Below are 26,215 nucleotides of genomic sequence, written 5' to 3'. Positions count from 1 at the left end.
TGAACGCCAATTTATATCGTTTGTCAGCCCACGCCGTTTTTTCGTCCAATACCCCCAGATGATATAAGGGTGAGGTGAGATATGGGATCTCAGGTCTGGGTTGTGGCAACGCTGCTGGTCAGCATTGTGTTGATTGTTTTAACCATCGTAAAACTGAAGTTTCACCCGTTCCTCGCGCTGCTGCTGGCGAGCTTTTTCGTCGGCACGATGATGGGGATGAGCCCGCTGGATATGGTGAACGCCATTGAGAGCGGAATTGGCGGTACGCTGGGCTTCCTGGCGGCGGTGATTGGTCTGGGCACCATTCTCGGCAAGATGATGGAAGTCTCCGGCGCGGCCGAGCGCATCGGGATTACGTTGCAGCGCTGCCGCTGGCTATCCGCAGACGTGATTATGGTGCTGGTGGGCCTTATCTGCGGCATTACGCTGTTCGTGGAAGTGGGCGTAGTACTGCTGATCCCGCTGGCGTTTTCCATCGCCAAAAAGACCAACACGTCGCTGCTCAAGCTGGCCATTCCGCTCTGTACCGCGCTGATGGCGGTGCACTGCGTGGTGCCGCCGCATCCTGCTGCCCTGTTTGTGACCAATAAATTAGGCGCGGACGTCGGAACGGTCATTGTCTACGGTTTGATGGTAGGCCTGATGGCCTCTCTGGTCGGCGGCCCGCTGTTCCTGAAACTGCTCGGCAATCGTCTGCCGTTTAAACCGGTTCCGGCGGAATTTTCAGACCTGAAGGTGCGGGAGGAGCACACCCTGCCGTCGCTGGGCGCCACGCTGTTCACGGTGCTGCTGCCGATTGCCCTGATGCTGGTGAAAACCATCGCCGAGCTGAATATGGCAAAAGAGGGCACGCTCTACACCCTGCTGGAGTTTATCGGCAACCCGATCACCGCGATGTTTATCGCCGTGTTTGTCGCCTACTACCTGCTGGGGATCCGCCAGCATATGGGCATGGGCACGATGCTGACGCACACCGAGCACGGCTTCGGCTCTATCGCCAACATTTTGCTGATTATCGGCGCGGGCGGCGCGTTTAACGCCATCCTGAAAACCAGCGGGCTGGCGGACTCGCTGGCGCATATTCTCTCGAACTTGCACATGCACCCTATCCTGCTCGCCTGGCTGGTGGCGCTGGTGTTGCATGCCGCCGTAGGCTCCGCGACGGTGGCGATGATGGGCGCGACGGCGATAGTCGCCCCGATGCTGCCGCTCTACCCGAACGTGAGCCCGGAGATCATCACCATTGCCATCGGTTCCGGCGCCATTGGCTGCACGATCGTGACCGATTCCCTCTTCTGGCTAGTGAAGCAATACTGCGGCGCGACCCTGAATGAGACCTTCAAATACTATACGACGGCGACGTTTATCGCCTCGGTGCTTGCACTTGGCGGCACATTCCTGCTTTCTTTCATTATCTGAGCGCGAAGAGACGTATTATGGAAAACGCAACTATCACCACTTTAACCGCACAGTTTCCTCTGGTAGAGGACCTGATCGCCCTGAAAGAAACCACCTGGCTTAACCCGCGCACCACGACGCTTGCAGAAGGGTTACCGTATGTCGGGCTGACCAAAGCCGACGTGGACGACGCGCACGCGCGCCTCAACCGCTTCGCGCCGTATCTGGCGAAAGCCTTCCCGGAAACGGCGGCAACGGGCGGGATTATCGAATCCGAACTGGTCGCGATCCCGGCGATGCAGGCGCGGCTGGAGCAGGAATTTTCAACACGCATTCCCGGCACGCTGCTGCTGAAAAAAGACAGCCATCTGCCGATTTCCGGCTCGATTAAAGCGCGCGGCGGCATCTATGAGGTGCTGACCCACGCGGAAAAACTGGCGCTGGAAGCCGGGTTGCTGAGCGTTGAAGACGACTACAGCATTCTGCTGGAGCCGCGCTTTAAGGACTTCTTCAGCCAGTACAGCATTGCGGTAGGCTCAACCGGCAACCTTGGGATGTCCATCGGCATTATGAGCGCCCGCATCGGCTTTAAGGTGACGGTGCATATGTCTGCCGACGCCCGCGAGTGGAAGAAAGCCAAACTGCGCAGCCACGGCGTCATCGTCGTGGAATACGAGCAGGATTACGGCGTGGCGGTGGAGCAGGGACGAAAAGCGGCGGAAAGCGATCCGAACTGTTTCTTCATTGACGATGAAAATTCCCGCACCCTGTTCCTGGGCTACGCCGTTGCAGGCGAGCGGCTGAAGGCACAGTTTGCCGAACAGGGCCGCGTGGTGGATGCCGATCATCCCCTGTACGTCTACCTGCCGTGCGGCGTTGGCGGCGGCCCTGGCGGCGTGGCGTTTGGCCTGAAGCTGGCCTTTGGCGATAACGTCCACTGCTTCTTCGCGGAGCCAACGCACTCCCCGTGCATGCTGCTGGGGGTCTACACCGGCCTGCACGATAAAATTGCCGTGCAGGACCTGGGCATTGATAACGTGACGGCGGCGGACGGTCTGGCGGTAGGACGTGCATCCGGCTTCGTGGGCCGCGCGATGGAGCGCCTGCTCGACGGATTCTATACGCTTTCCGATCGGAGCATGTACGACATGCTCGGCTGGCTGGCGCAGGAGGAAGGCATTCGGCTGGAACCGTCGGCGCTGGCGGGCATGGCCGGGCCGGTGCGAGTCAATGCCGATGCGAACGTTACCCACCTGGTGTGGGCAACCGGCGGCGGAATGGTGCCGGAAGACGAGATGGCGAAGTATCTGGCTAAAGGGAAAAAATAACCTGTAGATGGGTTACCGCAAACAGCAGCGACAGAGAGAGAACAGCGAGGGCGATCAGGAACTTATCCCGCACCGCCTTCGGCTGCACAAAGTCGTTCTGCGCCACGTCCATCAGGTTACGGCTGCGGGTATAGCGCCATAAAACGATCGCCACCAGCGCCAGCACAACAATCGAGATCCAGAACGGCACCCCTGTACGGTGCCAGTTGTGCTTAATCGCCAGGGCAATCAGCGCGCCATACCCCAGCAGCGTGCGCAGCCAGGCCAGCGACGTCCGCTCCGGCTGCAGGCCGGGGTCCGCTTCGCGCCGCACTTTGCGGCTATCCGCCATAGAACACCAGCACCATTACCACGCCCGCCACCGTCAGCAGAATCGCGCTGATGATGAGTAACCCGCGCGTATAGGGCAAATCCTGCTTCAGACGCATCGCCTTCTCATTGCGCAGCCAGCGCAGGTAGCCGTAAATCGCCAGCACGCCCGCGAACAGGCACAGCAGCAGCGCCAGCACTTCACGAATCAACGGCGTGGCGAAATCAGGCGCGAGCTGGTCGAGCCCCACTCCTGCGGCAAGAAAGCCCAGCGCGGTGCGGATCCACGCTAAAAACGTGCGTTCATTAGCCAGCGAGAAGCGGTAGTCCGGCGCTTCGCCGAGGCGGGAAATTTTCATGAAGGTTCCTTGTCGTGCTACGGGCAGGCTTCAGCATAGCGTAAATCGACAAGGACAAGGAGACCGGCATCGGGCGATGCCGGTCAGGAAGATTAGTGCAGCTCTGGCCAGTAGTCCTTATTGGCCTCGATCAGGTCATCCAGAATCGCTTTCGCGACGGACGCGCTCGGCACGGTTTTAGACAGGGTGATCGCCTGCCAGAGTTTCTGGTACGAGCGCTGCTCCCAGGCATCCACCACCAGTTTTTCCACCGCCACCTGCTGGCTCATCAGCCCTTTCTGGAAGTGTGGAATATCGCCCACCGTGAGCGGCTCCGGTCCGTTATGGCCCACCAGGCATGGGATCTCGACCATCGCGTCGGCATCAAAGTTATGGATGGCCCCGTTGTTTGGCACAATCAGCAGCATCCGCTCCTGGGTATTGAAGGCAATTGCCGTCGCCAGATCGACGATGTACGACGCATGTTCGTCGATTTCCAGCTCACCGGCGGCGGAGTGACCGGCTTCGATAATCGCCCGGCAGGAACTGAACACGTGCTTCTCGCGGTGATCCATAACTTCATTGGCGCGGGTGCGCTCCGGGTTGGAGTGCGCGACCACGTAGTCCGGGAACAGGTAATACTTCAGGTAGGTGTTCGGCATGGTGTCCGGATCCAGCGCCTGCACGTCTTTTGCTTTGGCGAACGTATCGTTCCAGCTCGCCTCGGTGTGAGCGTTGTCAGAAGGCGGAACATAGCCGTTTTTCGCCACGTATTCGCGCAGCTTCGGCATCAGATCGTTGCCGTTCAGGTCTTCAATTGACGTCCACCAGCCGAAGTGGTTCAGACCGTAGTAGCGCACGCGCATCTCTTTGCGGTCTTTCAGGCCAACAATCTGTGCCATGCGCCCTTCGATGCCGATCGGCATATCGCAGATATTGAGGATTTTGGCGTTCGGACGCAGGCGGCGCGTGGCTTCCGCGACAATCGCCGCCGGGTTGGAGTAGTTCAGCATCCACGCGTTCGGGGAGTACTGCTCCATGTAATCCACCAGCTCCAGCACGCCGCCGATAGAGCGCATGCCGTAGGAGATGCCACCCGGTCCGCAGGTTTCCTGGCCCAGCACGCCGTGGCGCAGCGGGATTTTTTCATCTTTTTCGCGCATCGGGTATTTGCCCACGCGGATATGCGCCATCACGAAATCCACATCGGTAAACGCCGCTTTAGGATCGGTGGTGTAGCTGAATTCAATCTCCGGCGCCTGCTCCTTCAGGATGATTTTGCACGCTTCGGCGATGGTCTCCTGACGTGCGCCGTCGTTGTCATAGAACTTCAGGGCGCGCAGCGGGAAACGGTCGCGGTTGGCTAACAGCATCAGGACGATACCAGGCGTAAAGGTGCTGCCGCCGCCTGCAATGACAACTGAGAATTTTTTCATGATATAGCCTCTGTCAGGGTGGTTTGTTCATTCGATAAAGGGGTTTTCATCAGCGATTCCAGCTGGTCGCGCACCTGAGGAACGTGCAGACCGACAATCACCTGAATGCCGTTGCCGCGTCGCACCACGCCGTGGGCGCCGAGGGCTTTGAAGACGTCATCGCTTTGGGTTTTCGCCATATCCACCAGCGCAATGCGCAAGCGGGTGGCGCAGTTGTTGATGCTTTCGATGTTGGCCGCGCCGCCGAGCGCCTGCAGGAATCCGGCGGCCTGTCCGACCTGCTGGCTGGCCGCCGCCGGGGCAGTGGTTTGCCCGCGCGCCGCCTTATAGTCGGCCTTGCTGTAGAGTTTGATTTCGCTCTCTTCCCGGCCCGGCGTTTTCAGGTTCAGACGCGCGATCAGCGTTTTGAAGACTACGAAGTAAATCCCGGTGAAGCAGACGCCGATGCCGATCTGGGTAAATACCGTTGAGGCGTGGTTATGGAACATCGGGATCCAGTTTTGCGGCAGGAACTGGTCCAGCAGACCGCCGCCCATGTTCCCGACCACGCCGAAGGCGTACATCACCGTTGCCATGGTCGCCGCCAGCACCGCGTGAACGGCAAACAGCAGCGGCGAGATAAACAGGAAGGTGAATTCGAGGGGTTCAGTAATGCCCACCAGCACGGCGGTGAGCGTGGCCGGGACCAGCAGGCCCGCCACCTTGACGCGGTTTTCCGGCGACGCGGTGTACCAGATCGCCAGCGCAATCCCGACCGAGCCAAACACTTTAGAGTTGCCGTGCAGCGCGAACCCGCCTTCCGGGAAGAGGGTTTTCAGCGGCAGGGTGCTCTGGCTGAATTCCTGCAGGTGCTGCGCCCAGTAGACCTGAATCCCTCCTTCCACCGCAGCCGGGCCGAAGATAAACGGACCGTAGACGAAGTGGTGCAACCCGGTTGGGATCAGAATGCGTTCCAGGAAGGTATACACCCACACGCCCAGCGCACCGGCGGAGCGCAGGAACGCCTGCAGGGACTCAATGCCCATCTGCACTTTCGGCCAGCCCAGCAGCGTCAGCCAGGCGCAGGGGATCATGACGAAGAACGCGAGGATAACGACAAACGAGCTGCCCTGGAAAATTCCCAGAAAGACCGGCAGCGGCTTGTCGAAGTAGCGGTTGTGGATGGCGGTAACGATACCTGAGATCACAATGGCACCGATGATGCTGGTATCGAGCGTTTTGATGCCGGCAATCATCGCCAGCCCGCTACCCGCCGTCGGTTCGGCGGAGAAGTCGACGCCAAAGAAGTGGCCCCAGGTCATTCCCATCGCATTGATAAAGTAGTTCCAGGTCAGGAAGCTAATCAGCACCGCCAGACAGGCGCGGCCCTGCGCCTGCTTCGCCAGGCCAATCGGCAGGCCCACGGCAAAAATCAGCGGCATATTGCGAAACACCGCCCAGCCGCCCTCTTCAATGATGTGAATAATCTGCGCGAAAAGATGATCGGGGGCCGTTAAGGCTTCGCCGACAAACAGCGGGTTGCGAAGCATGATGGCGATTCCCACCACGATACCGGCGAAGGGAAACAGCAACACCGGAGTAAACATGGCACCGCCAAAACGTTGTATTTGACTGAGCATTTTTAAATCCTCATGAAACAACCTGTAGGGGTAGAGGCCTTTATGGTTTTTTGCTGGCCTGAGGTGAGCATAAGAACTTACTGATGCGCGAACATGGCGTGCCGCTGCGATTCGTGATCGCATTCATGGTTTTATTTTGACCAATCAGGTCTACTTTTTGCAGTAAATATGGACATGTCAGGACGCATTCCACGCCCTGATAAGGGCAGAGAGGTCTACTGGTGATCTACAAATCAATCGCCGACAGGTTGCGGCTGCGGCTGAATTCGTCGGACTACAACATCGGCAGCCCTCTGCCGGGCGAAAAGGCGCTGGCGCAGGAGTTCGGCGTGGCGCGAATGACCATCCGCAAGGCGCTGGATCTGCTGGTGAGCTGGGGGCTGGTTGAGCGACGGCACGGCAGCGGAACCTTTGTCTCACGCAAAGACGTTCACCACGAAACCACCAACCTGACCGGGCTGGTGGAGGTGCTGCGCCAGCAGGGAAAAGAGGTGAAGAGCAAGGTGTTGCAGTTCGAAGTGATGCCCGCCCCGCCCGCCATCGCCAGCCAGCTGCGGATTCAGGTGGACGAGCGGATCTACTTTTCCCGACGGGTGCGCTACGTGGACGGGAAGCCGCTGATGCTGGAGGACAGCTTTATGCCGGTGAAGCTGTTCCGCAACCTGTCGCTGGCGCATCTTGAGGGGTCTAAGTTTGAATACATCGAGAAGGAGTGCGGGATCAACATCAGCGGCAACTACGAAAGCCTGACGCCGGTGCTGGCAGATAAAACGCTGGCCGGTTATATGAACCTGCCGGAACAGACGCCGCTGCTGCGCATTACCTCTCTCTCCTACAGCGACAGCGGCGAGTTCCTCAATTATTCCGTGATGTTCCGAAATACCAGCGATTACCAGGTGGACTACCATCTGCGGCGCATCCACCCGGACGACGTGCTAGCTCATCCCCCAGAACAGCACCGCCAGTAGCTGCGGGGTAATGATGCGCAGGAACATCACCAGCGGATAGACGGTGGCATAGGAGAGCGCGGCCGCGCCGCTGGTGGCGTGCAGGTTGTTGGCAAAAGCCAGCGCTGGCGGATCGGTCATGGAGCCCGCCAGCATCCCGCACAGCGTCAGGTAGTTCATTTTGGCGAACATCCGCGCCAGTATTCCTACCGTCAACAGCGGGATCGCCGTGATAAAGATGCCGTAGCCGACCCAGCTCATCCCTTCGCCTTTGACCAGGGTATCAACAAAATCTCCGCCGGATTTCAGGCCAACCACCGCCAGGAACAGCACGATGCCCAGCTCGCGCAGCGCCAGGTTGGCGCTCGGCGGCATAAACCAGTAGAGCTTACCGATGCAGCCGATACGCCCGAGGATCAGCGCCATAATCAGCGGCCCGCCCGCCAGGCCCAGCTTGAGCGCCACCGGGAAGCCCGGCACGTACACAGGAATAGAACCGAGCAGCACGCCGAGCCCGATACCGATAAACACCGGCAGCATCTGCACCTGCTGCAGTTTTTGCTGGGCGTTACCCACCATATCCGCCACGGCGTCGATGGACGACGGGCGCCCAACCAGGTTGAGGATATCCCCGAACTGCAGGCTGGCTTCCGGGCTGGCGACCAGTTCAACACCCGCACGGTTGAGCCGGGAGATCACCACGTCATAGCGCTCTTTTACCTGCAGATCGCGTATTTTCTTGCCCAGAACGTGCTCGTTAGTCACCACGACGCGTTCCACGCGCATATCGGTGCCGCGGGTTGAGAGCGAAGTATCCACCTCCTGGCCAATCACCAGCCGCGCGTTGTTTAAATCCCCGGGCTGGCCGACCAGGTGCAGCAGATCGCCCTGCTGAATGACGGTGCCGGGCGCGGGCACCATCAGCATATCGTCACGCTTGAGGCGAGAGCAGATGATGTTGGCGCTGTTCAGGATCGGTACGTCCTGAATCGCCATATTGTTCAGGTTGGGGTTATCGACCCGAATGTTGATGGTTTTAATTGGCATATGGCCGTTAGTGAGCGTGGTTTCGTGGTCCTTCGCCTCTTTGTCGACGTTAATGCGAAACAGGACGCGGACCAGCCACATGGAGAGCAGGATGCCGCAAATCCCAAACGGATAGGCCATGGCGTAGCTCATCCCCATCTGGTCAACGATGCCGGGTTCGATACCCAAATCGCGCAGGATCTGCTGTCCGGCACCAAGCGCGGGCGTGTTGGTGACCGCCCCGGAGAAAATGCCCAGCACCACGGGGAGCGGGATATCAAAGATTTTGTGCAGAATTGCGGTGACCAGCCCGCCCATTACCACAATGCCGAGGGCAAACAGGTTGAGCCGTAATCCGGAGACCCGAAGTGAGGCGAAAAAGCCCGGTCCCACCTGAATACCGATGGTATAAACGAAGAGGATCAGGCCGAACTCCTGAGTAAAATGGAGCATTTCGGCACTGAGGACCAGCCCGAGCTTGTCGGCAAAGTGCCCGACAAAAATGCCGCCAAACAGTACCCCGCCTATCCCAAACCCGACGCCACGGATTTTGATATTCCCTATCCACAGGCCAACAACAGCGACCAGGGCCAACACGCTGACGGTTAACGCGATATCACTCATGACCCACTTCCTTAGCATAACCTTAGTTATGCTAAGGATTCTCTCAGAGCCGGGGGCGGTTGTATGGGTGATGGCGCACAAAAAAGCCGAAGGTAAAAGCAAAACGGTCACCCAAAGGTGACCGTTTTTTGTGTTTGCGCCCTCTCCACGTGGGAGAGGGTCGGGGTTAGGGCACCAGCCCGCACACTATTAGCTATTCAACGCAGGCCGCTCGCTAATGGCAATACGCTGCGGCGCGATGGCTTCCGGCACGTTACGGATCAGGTCGATATGCAGCAGCCCGTTGGTAAACGTTGCGCCCGACACTTCCATATGGTCTGCCAGGGTAAAGCTCAGGCTAAACGGCTGATTAACCAGCCCCTGATGCAGCCATTTGGTCTCGGTCTCTTGTTTCTCCGGCGTACCTTTCACGGTCAGACGCGTGCCTTCGAGCTGGATATCCAGATCGTCCTGGCGGAAACCGGCCAGCGCCAGGGTAATGCGATAGTGGTTATCGTCGCTTTTTTCGATGTTGTACGGCGGAAACGTCTGTTGCTCGGTGGTGCTTTGCAGGGCATTAGCCAGTTTGTCAAAACCAATCCACTGACGCAGCAGGGGGGATAAATCATAGTTACGCATACTAAATCTCCTTCTGAGAAGCGAGTTCGGCACAGTGTAATTTTGTGCGCAGTTGTTCCTGCAAATCCTGATGGATTCGCATATGCTCCCGTTACGGCAAGCAAGTCCGGGTGGGCCGCTCACGCGACCCGCGTAATTAATTAATTTCGATACGACGCGGTTTTTTCTCTTCCGGAATCACACGTTCCAGTTCGATAAACAGCAGGCCGTTAACCAGGTTCGCGCCATTAACGTGAATGTTCTCGGCTAACTGGAACTTGCGTTCAAAGTTGCGCTCGGCGATGCCCTGATAAAGATAGGTACGCTCTTTCTGCTCGGCCGTATGGGAACCTTTCACCACCAGCAGGTTGTCCTGCGCGGTGATCTCCAGTTCGTTTTCTGCAAAACCGGCGACGGCAATAGCGATGCGGTAGTGGTTTTCGTCAACCAGCTCAACATTGTATGGAGGGTAGCCGTTGCTCTGGCTTTGGTTATTTTCTAAATGGTTAAACAGGCGGTCAAAACCAATTGCAGAACGGTATAGCGGAGAAAGATCGAAGTTACGCATAAATAAAACTCCTGAAATCAGCGAGAAATTGTAGCCTTCCACCATGGACAGGCCTTTGCGCCCCCGAACACCCATCAGGCGAGTTCGTTATCGGGCCACATTCTTAAAATGGGTCTGCAATCGGGCTTTTCAAGAACGACGGCTGCACTTTTTTTTGCACTTTCCTGCATCTCGCTTAGACTGGGACAACAGCACAAAGGGTTAAATTGCGATGGTTGCCACAGTGCGGGGTTATCGGGCTATCCATTTTGGATAAGGCTCGCTATAACCCTGAGTTGCAGGTCTATGCAGTGCCATTAACGATGACTGAGTGATGATGAAAAATGTTCTGATAAAGCTGACGACGTTCAGCGGGGTAGTTTTACTTTGCGGGTGTTCGAGCGTGATGTCTCATACCGGCGGTAAAGAAGGAACATATCCGGGGACGCGCGCCAGCGCGGCGATGGTCTCCGATGACGATACAAACTGGGGCACCAAATCCCTGGTTATCCTGGATATGCCGTTTACGGCCGTGGCGGATACGCTTCTGCTGCCGTGGGATATGTTTCGTAAGGACAGCTCCGTACGCTCACGGGTAGAGAAAAGCGAGCAGGAGAATCTGGCGACAAACGCCGTCATCCCGCCCGCTGACATGCCTCCACGCTAGTGCTGCGCGGTTTCCGTTATCCAAAGCTGGCGGAAACCGGCTGTCTCTTCCATCCACGCAATAACGCGCCCGTCCGGGGAAAACACGACCGCATCAGCAGACGGCGGGTTTCCGCGATCGGACGTCAAAAACGTCACCTCTCCGGTCTGCGCGTCGCAGCAGGCGATCCGATTTTCAAGCACAAACCCCAGACGATCGCCGGAAGGATGCCAGTTAAATGCAGACTGAATATCGCTCCCGGTACGCGTCAACTGGCGCGGCTCGCCGCCCTCAGGAGAGATCAGCCACAGCTGCACAATGCCGTTATCATCCCGCATCAGAAACGCGATCTGCGTCCCCTGCGGGTTGCTGCGAACCCAGTGGCGCGGCACGTTCACCAGCCCCGGATAACGGTTCTGGTGAGTGAAGGTCAATCGACGCTGCATCACCCCCGCAGGCGGAGCCGGCAGGGTCTCTGCCGTGCCCTGTAGCGGCGCGTCGCCCGCACGCTTCCAGCCCTGCTCGTCTTCCGGCAGGTCGACAATAAACAGTTCGGGTACTTTTTCGCCCTGCGAAGAAAGCGTGTCACCGATAAACGCCAGCCTGCCGTTGCCCACCCACCCCTCTTCGTAAGCGCGGTTGATTTCATCGCTGCCCGGCCGTGGGTTGGGCGTGGTGCGGCTAACCAGCACGCTCCAGAAGGTTCCCGAATATTCACGGGGATGGTTCCCCTGCGGGCTCACCGGGCCGTAAGGCGCAGCCACGCCGACGTTGCGTAAATCAAGTTTAGGATCGCGCTCGTGCAGAACATGGTCGTTATAGGTAAAGCTGACGAATTGCCCATTCGGGCTGAAGACATGGACGTGGCTGCCGCCGCGCAGCGCGCCTGCGGTGTAAGGCGCGGTGATATCCATCGCGTCCAGGTTGCTCACCTGACCGTTTTGCGCAATCACACCCTGACGATGATGAAAATCGTAGTGCCAGTCTGCATCCGGGTTTTTCGGGCCATGGATAAAGACATATTTCTCTTCTGCAGGATGAACGGTCACCACGCCGACGTGCGCGCCGTCAGTAGCGCGATAAACCACTTCAACCTTACCCGTGCCGACATTGACCCGCTCGATGGTTTCACCGGTGAACGATGCACCGGACGGGCGCACGTCGTAGACCAGCCACTGGCTGTCCGGCGTCCAGGTATTGATGTTGGTCAGCTGGTGGTTGCGGGAAGCGAAGGTGATTTGTTTCATGAGGATACCCTGATGCACGGTGAGTGCATCAGGGTAAAACATCCGCAAGGATTAGCCTACTCGTTTCACATCCCCCACCAGCAGGATGTAGGAGAGTGCCCCGATCAGCGCCACGGCAGAAATATAGACCAGCGCCGGGCCGAAGCCGTAGTCCTGCGCCAGGTAGCCGATGACCAGCGGTACGGTGATCCCGCCCAGCCCGCCGACAAAGTTGAACACGCCGCCGGTCAGGCCAATCAGCCGCATCGGCGCAAGGGACGACACCAGCGACCAGGTGATAGAGGCGAAACCGTTGCCGAAGAACGCCACCGCCATCAGGGTCATAATCCACACCGGATCGTTGGTGTAGTTGGCACCCATGATGCAGGTTGAGATCAGCAAGCCGCAGATGATCGGCGTTTTACGCGCCACGCCCAGCGAGTACCCTTTTTTCACCAGCCTGTCGGCCAGCCAGCCGGAGAGCAGCACACCGAAGAACGCCGCGAGAAACGGCACGGTGGTCATAAAGCCCGCCTTCAACGCCGTGATCCCCTTCTCCTGGGTCAGGTAGTTCGGGAACCAGGTAAGGAAGAACCACAGCGTGGAGGTCACCGCGAACTGGCCCAGATAAACGCCCACCAGCTTACGATGGAAGACCAGCCTCCAGTCCGCTTTGGTCAGCGGCTGGCGCGCCTCTTTTTTCACCGGCGCATCACCGTCCACCAGGCCACCGCCGTCGCGGATGTAGTCCAGCTCGGCTTTGGTGATGCTTTTGGTCAGACGCGGCGGCTGGTAAACCTTGAACCAGATCAGCGACCAGATAATGCCAATCCCACCCGTGACGATGAATACCCAGTGCCAGCTCAGCAGCTCCTGGATCCAGATCAGCAGCGGCGTCAGGAACGCCAGGCCGACAAACTGCCCGGAGGTGTAAAAGCCCACGGCGGAAGCGCGCTCGTGTTCCGGGAACCAGCTGGTCACCATGCGGTTGTTGGTCGGAAACGCGGGGGCTTCGAAAACCCCGGTGATGGCGCGCAGGCCAATCAGCGACATCAGCCCGGTCGCGAAGCCCTGGAACAGCGTCGCCACGGACCAGCCGAAAATGGCGATAAAGTAGGTCAGACGAGAACCCACGCGGTCAAGGAACCAGCCGCCCGGGATCTGGCAGAGCGTATACAGCCAGGCAAACGCCGAGAAGACGTAGCCCATTTCCGCTTTGGTGATGCCAAACTCTTCCTGAATATGGGCCGATGCCACGGCAAGGTTGGCGCGGTCGACATAGCAAATGACCACGGTAACAAAGATCATAATCAGCGTCAGGTAGCGGCGACGCCCGGTTTTTGTAGCGGTAACTGGAATATCCATCGCAATCTGTCTCCAGATTTTGGGCATAGCGAAGCCGCTCACCATGCCCTGTAATTTACAGAGGGTGTATTTGGTTTTTTTAATTAAAAACGTAAACGGAATGCGCTAAATAATTCGTGCTGGGGGAAGGCGGCAAGTTTTCGCATCCCCGGGAGCATACAAAAGTATGTGACCGGGGTAAGAAAACGCAGCCAACGCATCACCAGCGCGAAGTATGACGCGCATTTACCATTCGGCTACGCTGCCGTCCTCATGACGCCACAGCGGGTTACGCCAGTCCGGCGCATTTTTACTCAGCTCAATAACTTTGGCTTCGTCAATTTCCACGCCAAGGCCCGGCTTCGTTAACGGTTTAAAGAAACCGCCTTCCATGCTGAAGTCTTCTTTATTTTTCACAAAATCGAGCAGTTCCGCGCCCTTGTTATAGTGAATCCCCATGCTCTGCTCCTGGAACACCGCATTGCGGGAGACAAAGTCGACGTGCAGACAGGCAGCCAGCGCGATCGGGCCGAGCGGGCAGTGCGGCGCCAGCGCCACATCGTAAGCTTCGGCCATCCCGGCAATTTTGTAGCATTCGGTGATGCCGCCCGCGTGAGAAAGGTCCGGCTGCAGAATGGCAATGCCGCCCGCTTCGAGCACGCGTTTAAACTCGAAGCGCGAGAACATACGTTCACCTGCCGCGATAGGAATGTGGGTCTGTTCAGCCAGTTTCGGGTAGTACTCCGCCTGCTCGGCCAGCACAGGCTCTTCAATAAACAGCGGACGATAAGGCTCCAGCTCTTTAATCAACACTTTGGCCATCGGCGCGCTGACGCGGCCGTGGAAATCCAGGCCAAATTCGATCTCGTTTCCGAAGGCTTCACGGATTTGCGCCACGGTGTTGACCGCCCGGTCTACCGCGCGCGAGTTGTCGATCACCCCCATCTCTTCGCAGCCGTTGAGCTTGAAGGTGTCAAAGCCGATGTTGCGCAGCTGCGTGATGCCGTCAATCACTTCCGCAGGCCGGTCGCCGCCGACCCAGCTGTAGGCTTTGATTTTGTCGCGCACCAGGCCGCCCATCAATTGCCAGACCGGCGCGTTCAGCACTTTGCCTTTGATATCCCACAGCGCCTGGTCGATACCGGCGATGGCACTCATCAGGATCGGCCCCCCGCGGTAGAAGCCCGCGCGGTACATCACCTGCCAAAGGTCGTTAATGCGCGCTGGATCCTGACCAATCAGGTATTCACCCAGCTCGTGCACCGCCGCTTCTACGGTGCGCGCACGCCCTTCAATCACCGGTTCGCCCCAGCCCACAACCCCTTCATCGGTTTCGATTTTGAGGAACATCCAGCGCGGGGGTAAACGATACGTGGTGAGTTTGGTTATTTTCATTTCACTGCCTCTCGATACGCTTTCACAAATGCTGCCGCCTGCTGTGCGGTACGCTCCACGGACTGTCCGGCACGATAAAGATCGCTACCCAGCCCCGCGCCCACACAGCCAGCGCTCATCCACTGCGCCAGGTTTTCTGGCGTTACGCCGCCCACGGCAAAGACCGGCACGCTGGCGGGCAATACCGCTTTCAGCGCTTTGATGTAGTCCGGACCAAAAGCCGATGACGGGAAGATTTTGAGCGACTGTGCGCCCGCATCAAGAGCAGTAAAGGCTTCCGTGGCGGTGGCGCAGCCCGGGCAGACGGTCATGCCGTAACCCACGGCGCGGCGGATCACCTCAGGATGAATATTGGGCGTGACGATAAGCCTGCAGCCCATCTTCGCCAGCCGATCCACCTGCTCAGGCTGTAACACGGTGCCTGCGCCTATCAGCGCCTTATCGCCGAAGGCCTCCACCACGGCCGGAATGCTTTTTTCCCACTCGGGCGAGTTAAGCGGGATTTCCACCGCGTCGAACCCGGCGTCGATAACCGCGCCGACGTGGGCTAACGCCTCATCGGGCGTGATGCCGCGCAAAATCGCGATAAGGGGAAGATCAGTTTGCCACTGCATGAGCGATGCTCCTTATTCCTGCCTGAAATGCCGTGTCGCCGGATAGCGTTGCAACATCGCGCCCAACGGCGCGGAACGCCTGCTCGTAGCGCGACGTTAGCGATGCGCCTGCGACAATCGTGATGGCCTGCTCGTGCGCGATGAAGTCACGCATGCTGGCGACCTCTGCGCCAATCAGCAGGCCAGAGAGAAACTCGCTGACCTGCTCGCGCGGGAGATTTCCCAGCACGTGCGAGGCGCGAACCTCAAAAAGGTGCGGCAAAACGGCAGGAGAAGCGATCCCTCGCGCCAGACCGGCAGCAAACGCCTCTGCCGAGGCTTCCTGCTCAGGTAAACCGGCCCCGACCAGCGAATGGTTGAGCAGCAAATGGTGCAACTCGCCGGTCATCACGGTGCGAAAATCGTGGATTTGCTCAGCGTCAGCCTTGACCCACTTGCAGTGCGTTCCGGGCATGACGTAGACAGAAGAAGGAGAAAGCGCGCGCGCGCCAAGCAGCTGCGTCTCTTCGCCGCGCATCACGTTGTGGTTATCATCGCGAGAAACGCACAAGCCAGGAATAATCCAGATATTGTCGCCAGCGGACGTTAACTGCTCGCCAATCGCGGAGAAATGGGCGGGAACCGGCAGATAAGGGGCGATTTTCCAGCCTACGTTACTGCCTATCATGCCCGCCATTACCACCGGCGTGGCGCTGTCGCGCCAGCGTTGTGTGACCTCTGCTAACACCGCCTCGGGGGATTTACCGTTCAGGCGCGTCACGCCTGCTTCTGATTGCCTGCTCTCCAGGCACTGCTCGCCCTGATACAGCCAGGCGCGCAGATTGGTCGATCCCCAGTCAATTGCGATGTAGCGAGATGTCATGTGATTTCCTTCAGCCTTCGTGTCGAGCTGGCAATCATGGTAAGTGCCGCCTGCTCTGCCGCATCGCCGTCCTGATGCCGTATCGCATCGAACAGCGCTTTATGTTCCTGGAGCGTTTTCGGCATGTTGGCCTCATCACCCATCCAGGTACGTTCAAATACTGCTCGCTGTAGCGAGCTGATCGCTACGCTAAGCTGCTGTAATACTGGGTTATGCACCGACTGCAGCACCGCTTCGTGATAGCGAATGTCTGCCTCGTTAAACGCCTCCCGGTTCTGGTTATTGGCGATCATGTCGTTTAAAGCCGACTCAATCTGGGCCAAATCGCCGGAAGTTGCGCGTTCCGCCGCCCAGCGGGCGATGGCCGGTTCAACCAGGTTTCGTACTTCACTCATCGCGCCGATAAGCCGCGGGTCGTAGTCGTTTTCCAGAACCCACTGCAGCACGTCGGTATCGAGGTAGTTCCACTGGTTGCGCGGGGCAACAAACGCGCCGCGATAGCGCTTCATTTCAATCAGCCGCTTCGCCATCAGCGAGCGGAATACTTCCCGGATGATGTTGCGCGAGGTTTCAAACTCCTCACACAGTTCGGCCTCTGCCGGCAGCGGCGAACCGGGAACATATTTGCCACCCACAATCTGGGTGCCCAGCGTAATGACAATGCGATCGGTTTTATTGAGAGTCATGGAGAGTCCTTGTGCTCTGAATGTCCATCACTACTTTACCGCGACCGCTGAATTTCACCTCACTTTTGCAGTACAAACGTGAGGGCGTTCGTCTTTGCCGTGGCCTTAATGTAGTACAATCAATTAATGTTGTACTACAATACAGATCACAAAAAGAACAATTCAATAAATTAAGCGCAAAAAAAAGCCCCGGTTGATAACCGAGGCCGATGAATGCAAACAGGCGTTACTGCAGCACAAACTTCTCGATCGCATAGGCCACGCCGTCTTCGAGGTTGGATTTGGTAACAAAATTAGCCACTTCTTTAACCGACGGGATCGCGTTATCCATCGCCACGCCCATACCGGCGAATTCGATCATCGCGATGTCATTTTCCTGGTCGCCCAGCGCCATGATCTCTTCCTGTTTAATGCCCAGCGCATCGGCCAGTGATTTGACACCTGTGCCTTTATTGACGCGTTTATCGAGGATTTCGAGGAAGTACGGCGCACTTTTCAGCACGGTGTACTTCTCTTTTACCTCCGCCGGAATGCGCGCAATCGCTTTATCCAGGATCTCCGGCTCGTCGATCATCATCACTTTCAGGAACTGGGTCGCCGGGTCCATTTTCTCCGCTTCACAGAACACCAGCGGAATGGTCGCAACGTAGGATTCATGTACCGTGTAGTAGCTGATATCGCGGTTGGCGGTATAGAGCGTATTGCGATCGAGCGCGTGGAAGTGGGACCCCACGTCGCGGGACAGTTTTTCCAGGAACAGGTAGTCATCGTAGCTCAGCGCGGTTTGCGCAACCGTACTGCCATCTGCGGCTTTTTGCACCAGCGCGCCGTTATAGGTGATGCAGTAGTCGCCAGGCTGATCCATGTGCAGCTCTTTCAGGTAGCTGTGTACGCCCGCATACGGACGCCCCGTGGTCAGGACCACATTCACGCCCTTTGCGCGCGCCGCGGCGATCGCGTTTTTAACGGCTGGAGAGATGGTGTGGTCTGGCAGCAGCAGCGTGCCGTCCATGTCGATTGCAATGAGTTTGATAGCCATGAGTTCCCCGGGATAAATGAGTGCTGCCTCATGCTAACGCGATTAAGCCCACAAAAATAGAGCTAGATTGCGCAACAGAATCCCCCCTTTTACGCTTATTCCGGGGAACGAAGGCTTACTCGCGGGTGAGAACGATTTTACCGAACGCCCCGCGATCGAGGTGTTCAAACGCTTTTTCAAGCTCGTTAAAACGGTAGCGATGTTCGATCACAGGTTTCAGTTCGGTCACATCCACGGCGCGGACAAAATCTTCCAGCGCCCGGCGGTGCCCCACGCCAATCCCCTGAATGACGGGTGATTTCAGCAATAGTTCGCCAGCAGAGAGCATAATCTCCGTCCCGGCCAGCACGCCAATGACGGAGATACGTCCGTGAACGGCAACGGCGCGCAGGGAATGCTTCAGGTTCTCTCCACCGACGGTTTCGATAATATGGTCGATGCCGCGATCCTGCGTGAGCGCCAGCGTATTTTCCGCCCAGTCGCCTTTCAGCCGGTTGATTCCGTGGCTGGCCCCCAGAGTTTTGGCGAGCGCCAGCTTCTCATCGCTCCCCGAGATGACAAATACCTCCGCGCCGTGGGCTTTTGCAATTTGCAGGGCGAATATCGCCACGCCGCCCGTGCCCTGTACCAGCACCGATTGCCCGGCGCGCAGCTGGCCGCGTTCCACCAGCGCAAACCAGGCGGTAAGCCCTGCGCAGGGTAAGGTGCTGGCCTCAGCGTCATCCAGGGTCTCCGGGGAGGCCGCCAGCGCGTCTTCCTTCACAATCACGTACTCGGCCAGCATGCCCTGGAAGTATCCACCGGACGTTTTATAGGGCAGATTGCGCGCGTCCGCCTGCGGCTTACCGTCGATCCACTCAGGGAAGAAAGTTGAGATGACGCGCGCGCCGGGTTTGAAGCGCGTAACGCCTTCACCAATGCTGTCCACCACGCCCGCCATGTCAGACGCCGGGGTAAACGGGAAGGAGAGCGGGATCGGCATTGTGCCTTCAACAACCATTTTATCGCGATAGTTAAGCGCAACGGCATTTACCCTTACGCGCACTTCACCCGGGCCTGGCTGTGGAACGGGTGCCTGAGTCAGCTTGAGGTTCTCGCGCCCGAGGGCATCCATGGACCAGCGCTGCATTGTCTCTGTCATTTTATTTCTCCTGCCATCAGATGAGCTTTAGTCCTGACAGTCTACCGTTGACTAACCGTCGCCAGTGGCGATAAGTTTTCTCTTTATTGATGCCAGAATAGATACAATCCATGACCGATACGCTGAAGGATATTCCTGTTTTTGTGGCCGCCGTTGAGGCGGGAAGTTTCGCGCAAGCCGCGATTCGCCTGCATTTGTCACGTTCGGCGGTAGGAAAAAGCATCGCTCGCCTCGAGGAGCGGCTTGGGGTGCGTCTTTTTCAGCGCACCACCCGCAGCCAGAGTCTGACCGATAACGGCGCCCTTTTTTATGAACGCTGCCTGCGCGCTCTGGAGGAGATTCGGGGTGCGGAATCGCTGCTTGAAACGGGGAAACAGCAGGTCAGCGGCCGCCTGCGCGTTGCCATGCCGGTGCTGTTTGGTCGCCAGTGTGTCGCCCCGCTGCTGATAGCGCTGGCGCAGGAACACCCCGGGCTTGAGCTGGAAATGTTATTCAGCGACCGCGTGGTGGATCTCGTCGAAGAAGGGTTTGATATGGCGGTGCGTAACGGCACGCTTCAGGACAGCGGCGTTCTGGTCGCCAAAAGGCTGGGGGAACACCGCATGGTGCTGTGCGCCGCGCCCGATTATCTGCTGAAGAAAGGCCAGCCGCAAAGCGTTGATGATTTACCCCAGCATACGGCCATTAACTATCTGCGCGCAGGCAGAGTATTACCATGGCAGCTGATGGATAGCGAAGGAACATCTCGCACCTTTACACCCCGATCGTCGCTCAATATGGATGATTTGCAGGCAATCTGCGACGCCGCGCTGGCCGGACACGGCATTGCATGGCTGCCCTGCTGGATGGTCGTCAAAGATATTCACCAGGGTAAACTCGTCCCGCTATTAAAGCAGGCACCGGATGTACATTTCGATGTTCATGCGGTCTGGCGGCAGACGCCGCATCTGCCGCTGAGGGTAAGAATCGCTATAGATACGCTGGCGAGCCGTTTGCCGTCCGTGATGTCGCTGGATATGCCTGCGCCCATAAAAAAGCCGCGCTAAAAGCGCGGCCAGTTATCGTGCGGTATAACGACGATTAAATATCGATATTTGCCGCTTTCAGGGCGTTCTCTTCGATGAAGGCACGACGTGGTTCAACCGCATCGCCCATCAGGGTCGTGAACAGCTGGTCCGCAGCAATCGCGTCCTTAACGGTGACGCGCAGCATGCGGCGGCTTTCCGGATCCATGGTGGTTTCCCACAGCTGCTCCGGGTTCATTTCGCCCAGACCTTTATAGCGCTGGATCGCGAGTCCACGACGGGACTCTTTCACCAGCCAGTCCAGCGCCTGCTCGAAGCTGGCTACCGGCTGACGACGTTCGCCACGTTCGATGAACGCATCGTCTTCGATCAGACCGCGCAGCTTCTCGCCGAGCGTGCAGATACGACGGTATTCCGGACCGGTCACAAACTCGTGCTCCAGCGGGTAGTCGGTGTCAACGCCGTGGGTACGCACGCGAATAATAGGCTCGAACTGCTTATCGGCGTTCTGCTGGATATCGCATTTCCACATGCTGCCGTGCTGCTCTTTCTCGTTCAGATCGGTCACCAGGGCGTTCACCCAGCGGGTTACGGTCTGCTCGTCGCTCAGATCGGCTTCGGTCAGGGTTGGCTGATAAACCAGCTCCTTCAGCAGCGTTTTTGGATAACGGCGTTCCATACGCGTAATCATTTTCTGCGTGGCGTTGAACTCGGACACCAGACGCTCCAGCGGCTCACCGGCCAGTGCAGGGGCGTGCGAGTTCGCGTGCAGGGTCGCGCCATCAAGGGCGATCGCGATTTGGTACTGATCCATCGCTTCGTCGTCTTTAATGTACTGTTCCTGCTTGCCTTTCTTCACTTTGTACAGCGGCGGCTGGGCAATGTAGACGTGCCCACGCTCAACGATTTCAGGCATCTGACGATAGAAGAAGGTCAACAGCAGCGTACGGATGTGCGAGCCGTCGACGTCAGCATCGGTCATGATAATGATGCTGTGGTAGCGCAGTTTGTCCGGGTTGTACTCATCGCGGCCGATGCCGCAGCCCAGCGCGGTGATGAGCGTCGCCACTTCCTGAGAAGAGAGCATCTTGTCGAAGCGCGCCTTCTCAACGTTGAGGATTTTACCCTTCAGCGGCAGGATAGCCTGGTTCTTACGGTTACGGCCTTGCTTCGCAGAACCGCCCGCGGAGTCCCCTTCCACAAGGTACAGTTCGGACAGCGCCGGGTCGCGTTCCTGGCAGTCAGCCAGTTTGCCCGGCAGGCCAGCTAAGTCCAGCGCGCCTTTACGACGGGTCATTTCACGGGCTTTACGCGCCGCTTCACGGGCACGCGCCGCATCAATAATTTTGCCCACAACGATTTTCGCGTCGGACGGGTTTTCCAGCAGGTATTCGCTCAGCAGTTCGTTCATCTGCTGTTCAACCGCCGATTTCACCTCGGAAGAGACCAGCTTGTCTTTGGTCTGCGAGGAGAACTTCGGATCCGGCACCTTCACGGAGACAACGGCAATCAGGCCTTCACGGGCGTCATCACCGGTGGCGCTGACTTTTGCTTTCTTGCTGTAGCCTTCTTTGTCCATGTAGGCGTTCAGGGTACGGGTCATCGCCGCACGGAAGCCTGCAAGGTGCGTACCGCCGTCACGCTGTGGAATGTTGTTGGTAAAGCAATAGATGTTTTCCTGGAAACCGTCGTTCCACTGCAGCGCCACTTCCACGCCGATACCGTCTTTTTCGGTGGAGAAATAGAAGATATTCGGGTGAATTGGCGTTTTGTTCTTGTTCAGATATTCAACGAACGCCTTGATACCGCCTTCGTAGTGGAAGTGGTCTTCTTTACCGTCACGCTTGTCTTTCAGGCGAATAGAGACGCCGGAGTTCAGGAACGACAGTTCACGCAGGCGTTTCGCCAGGATGTCGTACTCGAATTCGGTGACGTTGGTGAAGGTTTCATGGCTTGGCCAGAAACGCACCATGGTACCGGTTTTGTCGGTGTCGCCGGTAACGGCCAGCGGTGCCTGCGGCACGCCGTGCGTATAGAGCTGACGGTGAATTTTGCCTTCACGCTGGATAACCAGCTCCAGCTTCTGCGACAGGGCGTTAACTACGGAAACGCCTACGCCGTGCAGGCCGCCGGAAACTTTATAGGAGTTATCGTCAAACTTACCGCCTGCGTGCAGCACGGTCATGATCACTTCCGCGGCAGAGACGCCCTCTTCCGGGTGAATACCGGTTGGGATGCCACGACCATCATCGGTGACGGAGACGGAGTTGTCCGCATGGATGGTGACCACGATGTCTTTACAGTGACCCGCGAGCGCTTCGTCGATAGCGTTATCTACCACCTCGAATACCATGTGGTGCAGACCGGTGCCGTCATCCGTGTCGCCGATATACATACCCGGGCGCTTACGCACCGCATCCAGCCCTTTCAGGACTTTGATACTGGAGGAGTCATAAGAATTCGACATCAACGTTTCTCGCTCATTTCAACTTGGGTTAATCCGTTATTTTACCCTTTTCCACGGTAAACATCTTCGAATTTTCGTCCGACATGTCTATAACGTGTTCAGCGCTAATAGCGCTGACGAAAACCTGCGACTGCGTGGCTTTTAAGCGGCTGGCAAGCAGCCCGCGCCGCGCGTCGTCAAGTTCCGAGGCAAAATCATCTATCAGGTACAGGCAGCGTCTTCCGCTCTCGCGGGTGAGGAACTCTCCCTGCGCCAGGCGCAGCGCACACATCAGGAGCTTGAGCTGCCCGCGCGACAGCGTGTCTTCCACCGGAGCACCGTCGGCACGAATGCGGAAATCCGCCTTGTGCGGGCCGTGCGCGGTGTAGGTCAACATGCGGTCGCGCTCGAAGCTTCTCTCTAACACCTCGGCATAGTCCGTCTCTTTCTCCCAGCCGCGCTGGAAGGAGAAGGTCAGAGAGAATTCAGGTAAAAACTGTTTGCAGGTGTCGGCCATGTCTTCGGCGATACCTACGCTGTATTCGGCACGCCAGCGGCTGATTTGTTCCGCAAGAGGGATTAACTCCATGTCCCACGGACGCAGCTGGGCGTAACGGGTAACCTGGCGCAACGCGGCGTTACGCTGCTTGAGCAGACGCTTCAGGTTGCTCCAGGCGTTAAAGAAACCGGCTTCATTGTGAAAGCATCCCCAGTCGAGGAACGCTCTTCTGTATTTGGGGCCGCCGTTGAGTAAAGTAAACCCCTCCGGCGTAATCAGCTGCATCGGCATCAGCAGCGCCAGCTCCGCCACTTTATGGCCGTCGGTGCCGTCGATGCGCACCTTGCTGTCGCCCTGCTTGTCTTTTGTCAGGCCGATGGCGGTTTCCCGCTCAGCCCCCTGCAAACGCCCGTGCAGGACAAAGGATTCCTGCTCGTGGCGAATGACGCGACCAATCTGCAAACTGCGAAACGCCCGACCGTGGCCGAGCGTATAGATGGCTTCCAGCACGCTGGTTTTGCCGCTGCCGTTGGCGCCAACCAGGAAATTAAAGCCAGGGGATAAAGCGAGATCCGCGCTCTCGATGTTGCGAAAGTCGCGGATCAACAGACGGGTGAGCGACATTACAGTCTCATTGGCATGACAACATAGGCAGCCGACTGTGATGCGGCATCTTCAATCTGTACGCTCGAAACGGAGTCGGTCAGCAGGATGCGCACGTTCTCGCATTTCAGCGCATTGAGCACATCCAGCACGTAGCTGACGTTGAAGCCGATTTCCATCTCAGCCCCGGCGTAGGTGACGTCCAGAATCTCTTCTGCCTCTTCCTGCTCCGGGTTGTTAGCGGTGATTTTGATCTGGTTTTCACTCACGTACAGGCGCACGCCGCGGAATTTCTCGTTAGAGAGAATGGCCGCACGAGCAAACGCCTGCTTGAGGCTATCGCAGCCTGCTTCCAGCGTTTTATCCGGGTTCTTCGGCAATACGCGGCGATAATCCGGGAAACGACCGTCAACCAGCTTAGACGTGAAGACAAAATCGCCCACGTGTGCGCGGATGTTGTTGCTGCCGATCTGCACGCGCAGCGGCGTGTCGCCACCGTCGAGCATACGCATCAGCTCAATCACACCTTTACGCGGCACGATCACCGAGTGGTTTGGCAGTGAATCGCCAATCGGCATAGAACAGACCGCCAGACGGTGGCCGTCGGTGGCTACGGTACGCAGCTCTTCACCTTCGGTTTCGAACAGCATGCCGTTTAAGTAGTAACGAACGTCCTGATGCGCCATGGAGAACTGCGTGGCTTCTATCAGACGCTTCATCGTCGCCTGCGGCAAAGTAAATTCAACTTCGCTCTGCCAGTCGTCCAGGTTAGGGAAGTCCGCAGCAGGCAGCGTGGAGAGCGAGAAACGGCTGCGGCCAGATCGCACCAGCATACGATCGCCTTCCAGCTGCACGGCGATTTCAGCGCCTTCCGGCAGCCCACGGCAGATATCAAAGAATTTACGTGCCGGAACCGTGGTCGCGCCCGCGTCATGCGGCTGCGTCAGCGTAACGCGCGCGATCATTTCCATTTCCAGATCTGTACCGGTCAGCGACAGCGTACCGTCCGCGACCTGAAGCAGCAGGTTTCCGAGAATAGGCAGCGTTGGGCGGCCACCTAATGGGCCACTCACCTGTTGCAGCGGTTTTAATAAATGTTCACGTTCAACGGTAAATTTCATAGCGTCACGATGATAATGTTCTGATTAGATTGGAAAAATCTTCTTTTATGTCGTGGCTTTCTTCGCGTAACTGCTCAATCTTGCGACAGGCGTGCAGCACGGTCGTATGGTCACGGCCACCAAACGCATCCCCGATTTCCGGCAGACTGTGGTTGGTTAACTCCTTTGCCAGCGCCATCGCCATCTGACGCGGACGCGCCACCGAGCGGGAACGACGTTTAGACAGTAAATCTGCCACTTTGATCTTGTAGTACTCAGCCACCGTCTTTTGAATATTGTCGATAGTGACCAGTTTTTCCTGCAATGCCAGCAAATCACGCAGCGCTTCACGCACAAAATCGATGGTGATCGCACGACCGGTGAAGTTGGCATTGGCGATAACGCGGTTCAGTGCCCCTTCCAGCTCACGCACGTTGGAGCGCAGACGCTTGGCAATGAAGAACGCCACTTCGCCCGGCAGGCGAATGTCGTTTTCATCGGCTTTCTTCATCAGGATCGCGACGCGGGTTTCCAGCTCCGGTGGCTCGATCGCCACGGTCAGGCCCCAGCCGAAGCGGGATTTCAGACGATCTTCAACGCCGTTGATCTCTTTTGGGTAACGATCCGAGGTCAAAATGATCTGCTGATTGCCTTCCAGCAGGGCATTAAAGGTGTGGAAAAACTCTTCCTGCGATCGTTCTTTATTGGCAAAGAACTGGATGTCATCGATGAGCAGCGCGTCAACAGAACGATAGTAGCGTTTAAACTCTTCGATCGCATTGTTTTGCAGGGCTTTTACCATGTCCTGAACGAAGCGTTCGGAGTGCATATACACCACTTTGGCATTAGGCTTGCGCGCCATAATGCCGTTGCCCACCGCATGCAGCAGGTGCGTTTTACCCAGGCCCGTGCCGCCATAAAGGAACAGCGGGTTGTAGGCCCCACCGGGATTATCAGCAACCTGACGAGCAGCCGCGCGCGCCAGCTGGTTCGACTTACCTTCAACGAAGTTATCGAACGTGTGTTTCACGTTAACATTAGAGCGGTAGGTTGGCTCAGCCGGTGCAGGGACATTATCCCAGCCCTGACGAGCGGGTGCGACGCGAGGGGCCGGAGCAGGAGCGGCCTGAGCAGGCGCTGCTACGTTCACGGTTTCACGAACGGTTTGGGTGACCGGCTTTGTGCCCACTTCAAAGCGCAGCTGCGGGGCATCTGACCCGCAGAAATCGTTCAGCAGTCCATTGATGTTATTAAGGTACTTATCCCTTACCCAATCGAGCACAAAACGGTTTGGCGCATACAAAGCCAGCGTGTTATCGCTCAGCTCCGCCTGCAACGGGCGGATCCACATACTGAATTCTGTGGCTGGTAACTCATCCTGCAATCGGGCAAGACACTGCTGCCAAAGCGAAAGTGACAC

The 26,215-nt window shown here is 57.6% G+C and carries 24 protein-coding genes and 1 other annotated feature; of the genes, 5 read left to right on the top strand and 19 right to left on the bottom strand.

Going from position 1 to position 26,215, the window contains the following annotated elements; all coding sequences use genetic code 11:
• Positions 1-81 precede the first annotated feature (81 nt).
• Positions 82-1,419, top strand: coding sequence for a D-serine transporter DsdX (dsdX, locus tag KGP24_RS00120; RefSeq protein ID WP_223561949.1), 1,338 nt, complete (start codon positions 82-84; stop codon positions 1,417-1,419).
• A gap of 17 nt (positions 1,420-1,436) precedes the next feature.
• Positions 1,437-2,726 (top strand): D-serine ammonia-lyase, encoded by a 1,290-nt coding sequence (dsdA, locus tag KGP24_RS00115; protein WP_223561948.1) that lies wholly within the window; start codon positions 1,437-1,439, stop codon positions 2,724-2,726.
• On the opposite strand, the gene KGP24_RS00110 is transcribed toward dsdA, so the two are convergent.
• The 4 genes from KGP24_RS00110 to KGP24_RS00095 all read right to left on the bottom strand — a co-directional run bounded on the left by KGP24_RS00110 (position 2,710) and on the right by KGP24_RS00095 (position 6,428).
• Positions 2,710-3,057, bottom strand: a complete 348-nt coding sequence (locus KGP24_RS00110; RefSeq protein WP_223561947.1) for a DUF202 domain-containing protein — start codon at positions 3,055-3,057, stop codon at positions 2,710-2,712. The genes dsdA and KGP24_RS00110 overlap by 17 nt on opposite strands.
• Positions 3,047-3,394, bottom strand: coding sequence for a YidH family protein (locus tag KGP24_RS00105; RefSeq protein WP_014068263.1), 348 nt, complete (start codon positions 3,392-3,394; stop codon positions 3,047-3,049). The genes KGP24_RS00110 and KGP24_RS00105 overlap by 11 nt, the downstream gene beginning before the upstream one ends.
• A 92-nt stretch (positions 3,395-3,486) precedes the next feature.
• A complete protein-coding gene (locus tag KGP24_RS00100; protein WP_223561946.1) occupies positions 3,487-4,809 on the bottom strand; it encodes a 6-phospho-alpha-glucosidase in 1,323 nt (440 codons plus the stop codon).
• The gene (locus KGP24_RS00095; protein WP_223561945.1) at positions 4,806-6,428 is read right to left on the bottom strand and encodes an alpha-glucoside-specific PTS transporter subunit IIBC; all 1,623 of its coding nucleotides are present in this window, start codon (positions 6,426-6,428) and stop codon (positions 4,806-4,808) included. The genes KGP24_RS00100 and KGP24_RS00095 overlap by 4 nt, the downstream gene beginning before the upstream one ends.
• 221 nt (positions 6,429-6,649) lie before the next feature.
• Here KGP24_RS00095 and KGP24_RS00090 point away from each other — a divergent pair, with 221 nt between their 5' ends.
• Entirely contained in the window at positions 6,650-7,396 is a 747-nt protein-coding gene (locus tag KGP24_RS00090; RefSeq protein ID WP_223561944.1) for a GntR family transcriptional regulator, read from the top strand.
• On the opposite strand, the gene KGP24_RS00085 is transcribed toward KGP24_RS00090, so the two are convergent.
• The 3 genes from KGP24_RS00085 to ibpA all read right to left on the bottom strand — a co-directional run bounded on the left by KGP24_RS00085 (position 7,364) and on the right by ibpA (position 10,190).
• Positions 7,364-9,025, bottom strand: coding sequence for a putative transporter (locus KGP24_RS00085; RefSeq protein WP_032662051.1), 1,662 nt, complete (start codon positions 9,023-9,025; stop codon positions 7,364-7,366). The two genes, KGP24_RS00090 and KGP24_RS00085, sit on opposite strands and share 33 nt — an antisense overlap.
• 189 nt (positions 9,026-9,214) lie before the next feature.
• Entirely contained in the window at positions 9,215-9,643 is a 429-nt protein-coding gene (ibpB, locus tag KGP24_RS00080; protein WP_032662053.1) for a small heat shock chaperone IbpB, read from the bottom strand.
• Between the two features lie 136 nt (positions 9,644-9,779).
• Positions 9,780-10,190 carry a small heat shock chaperone IbpA gene (gene ibpA / locus KGP24_RS00075; RefSeq protein WP_223561943.1) on the bottom strand — a complete coding sequence of 137 codons (411 nt, stop codon included), beginning with the start codon at positions 10,188-10,190 and terminating at the stop codon, positions 9,780-9,782.
• Positions 10,184-10,255 (bottom strand) — a sequence feature (ROSE (Repression Of Heat Shock gene Expression) occurs in the 5'-region of heat shock genes and acts as an RNA thermometer to modulate expression.). (Overlaps the previous gene by 7 nt.)
• Positions 10,256-10,503: 248 nt before the next feature.
• Here ibpA and KGP24_RS00070 point away from each other — a divergent pair.
• Positions 10,504-10,836, top strand: a complete 333-nt coding sequence (locus tag KGP24_RS00070; protein WP_223561942.1) for a YceK/YidQ family lipoprotein — start codon at positions 10,504-10,506, stop codon at positions 10,834-10,836.
• Here KGP24_RS00070 and KGP24_RS00065 read toward each other — a convergent pair.
• From KGP24_RS00065 to KGP24_RS00030, 8 genes are all read right to left on the bottom strand, one after another.
• A complete protein-coding gene (locus tag KGP24_RS00065; protein ID WP_223561941.1) occupies positions 10,833-12,062 on the bottom strand; it encodes a DUF3748 domain-containing protein in 1,230 nt (409 codons plus the stop codon). The two genes, KGP24_RS00070 and KGP24_RS00065, sit on opposite strands and share 4 nt — an antisense overlap.
• A gap of 51 nt (positions 12,063-12,113) precedes the next feature.
• Entirely contained in the window at positions 12,114-13,451 is a 1,338-nt protein-coding gene (locus tag KGP24_RS00060) for an MFS transporter (protein WP_223561940.1), read from the bottom strand.
• A gap of 180 nt (positions 13,452-13,631) precedes the next feature.
• Complete coding sequence (gene dgoD, locus KGP24_RS00055) at positions 13,632-14,780, bottom strand: galactonate dehydratase (RefSeq protein WP_047957400.1); 1,149 nt, start codon at positions 14,778-14,780, stop codon at positions 13,632-13,634.
• The gene (locus tag KGP24_RS00050; RefSeq protein ID WP_223561939.1) at positions 14,777-15,394 is read right to left on the bottom strand and encodes a 2-dehydro-3-deoxy-6-phosphogalactonate aldolase; all 618 of its coding nucleotides are present in this window, start codon (positions 15,392-15,394) and stop codon (positions 14,777-14,779) included. The genes dgoD and KGP24_RS00050 overlap by 4 nt, the downstream gene beginning before the upstream one ends.
• Positions 15,378-16,256: a 2-dehydro-3-deoxygalactonokinase gene (locus KGP24_RS00045; protein WP_223561938.1), complete on the bottom strand. Its 879-nt coding sequence runs from the start codon at positions 16,254-16,256 to the stop codon at positions 15,378-15,380. Before KGP24_RS00045 ends, KGP24_RS00050 begins: the two co-directional genes overlap by 17 nt.
• Positions 16,253-16,942, bottom strand: coding sequence for a D-galactonate utilization transcriptional regulator DgoR (gene dgoR / locus KGP24_RS00040; RefSeq protein WP_003861109.1), 690 nt, complete (start codon positions 16,940-16,942; stop codon positions 16,253-16,255). Before dgoR ends, KGP24_RS00045 begins: the two co-directional genes overlap by 4 nt.
• 226 nt (positions 16,943-17,168) lie before the next feature.
• Positions 17,169-17,981 carry a sugar-phosphatase gene (gene yidA, locus KGP24_RS00035; protein WP_223561937.1) on the bottom strand — a complete coding sequence of 271 codons (813 nt, stop codon included), beginning with the start codon at positions 17,979-17,981 and terminating at the stop codon, positions 17,169-17,171.
• A gap of 115 nt (positions 17,982-18,096) precedes the next feature.
• Positions 18,097-19,122 carry an NAD(P)-dependent alcohol dehydrogenase gene (locus KGP24_RS00030; RefSeq protein WP_223561936.1) on the bottom strand — a complete coding sequence of 342 codons (1,026 nt, stop codon included), beginning with the start codon at positions 19,120-19,122 and terminating at the stop codon, positions 18,097-18,099.
• 110 nt (positions 19,123-19,232) lie between these two features.
• Here KGP24_RS00030 and KGP24_RS00025 point away from each other — a divergent pair, with 110 nt between their 5' ends.
• Positions 19,233-20,168 carry a LysR family transcriptional regulator gene (locus KGP24_RS00025; RefSeq protein ID WP_223561935.1) on the top strand — a complete coding sequence of 312 codons (936 nt, stop codon included), beginning with the start codon at positions 19,233-19,235 and terminating at the stop codon, positions 20,166-20,168.
• A gap of 34 nt (positions 20,169-20,202) precedes the next feature.
• On the opposite strand, the gene gyrB is transcribed toward KGP24_RS00025, so the two are convergent.
• From gyrB to dnaA, 4 genes are read right to left on the bottom strand one after another with little or no spacing between them, the layout of a single operon-like run.
• The gene (gene gyrB, locus KGP24_RS00020) at positions 20,203-22,614 is read right to left on the bottom strand and encodes a DNA topoisomerase (ATP-hydrolyzing) subunit B (RefSeq protein ID WP_223561934.1); all 2,412 of its coding nucleotides are present in this window, start codon (positions 22,612-22,614) and stop codon (positions 20,203-20,205) included.
• Between the two features lie 28 nt (positions 22,615-22,642).
• Positions 22,643-23,716, bottom strand: a complete 1,074-nt coding sequence (recF, locus tag KGP24_RS00015) for a DNA replication/repair protein RecF (RefSeq protein ID WP_223561933.1) — start codon at positions 23,714-23,716, stop codon at positions 22,643-22,645.
• A complete protein-coding gene (gene dnaN / locus KGP24_RS00010) occupies positions 23,716-24,816 on the bottom strand; it encodes a DNA polymerase III subunit beta (RefSeq protein ID WP_008500170.1) in 1,101 nt (366 codons plus the stop codon). Before dnaN ends, recF begins: the two co-directional genes overlap by 1 nt.
• 4 nt (positions 24,817-24,820) lie before the next feature.
• The gene (dnaA, locus tag KGP24_RS00005; protein WP_010426558.1) at positions 24,821-26,215 is read right to left on the bottom strand and encodes a chromosomal replication initiator protein DnaA; all 1,395 of its coding nucleotides are present in this window, start codon (positions 26,213-26,215) and stop codon (positions 24,821-24,823) included.

The sequence above is a fragment of the Enterobacter sp. JBIWA008 genome (genome assembly GCF_019968765.1).
Classification (GTDB): domain Bacteria; phylum Pseudomonadota; class Gammaproteobacteria; order Enterobacterales; family Enterobacteriaceae; genus Enterobacter.
The sequence above is the reverse complement of the archived record's forward strand: the minus strand, read 5'-3'. Positions and strand labels throughout refer to the sequence as shown.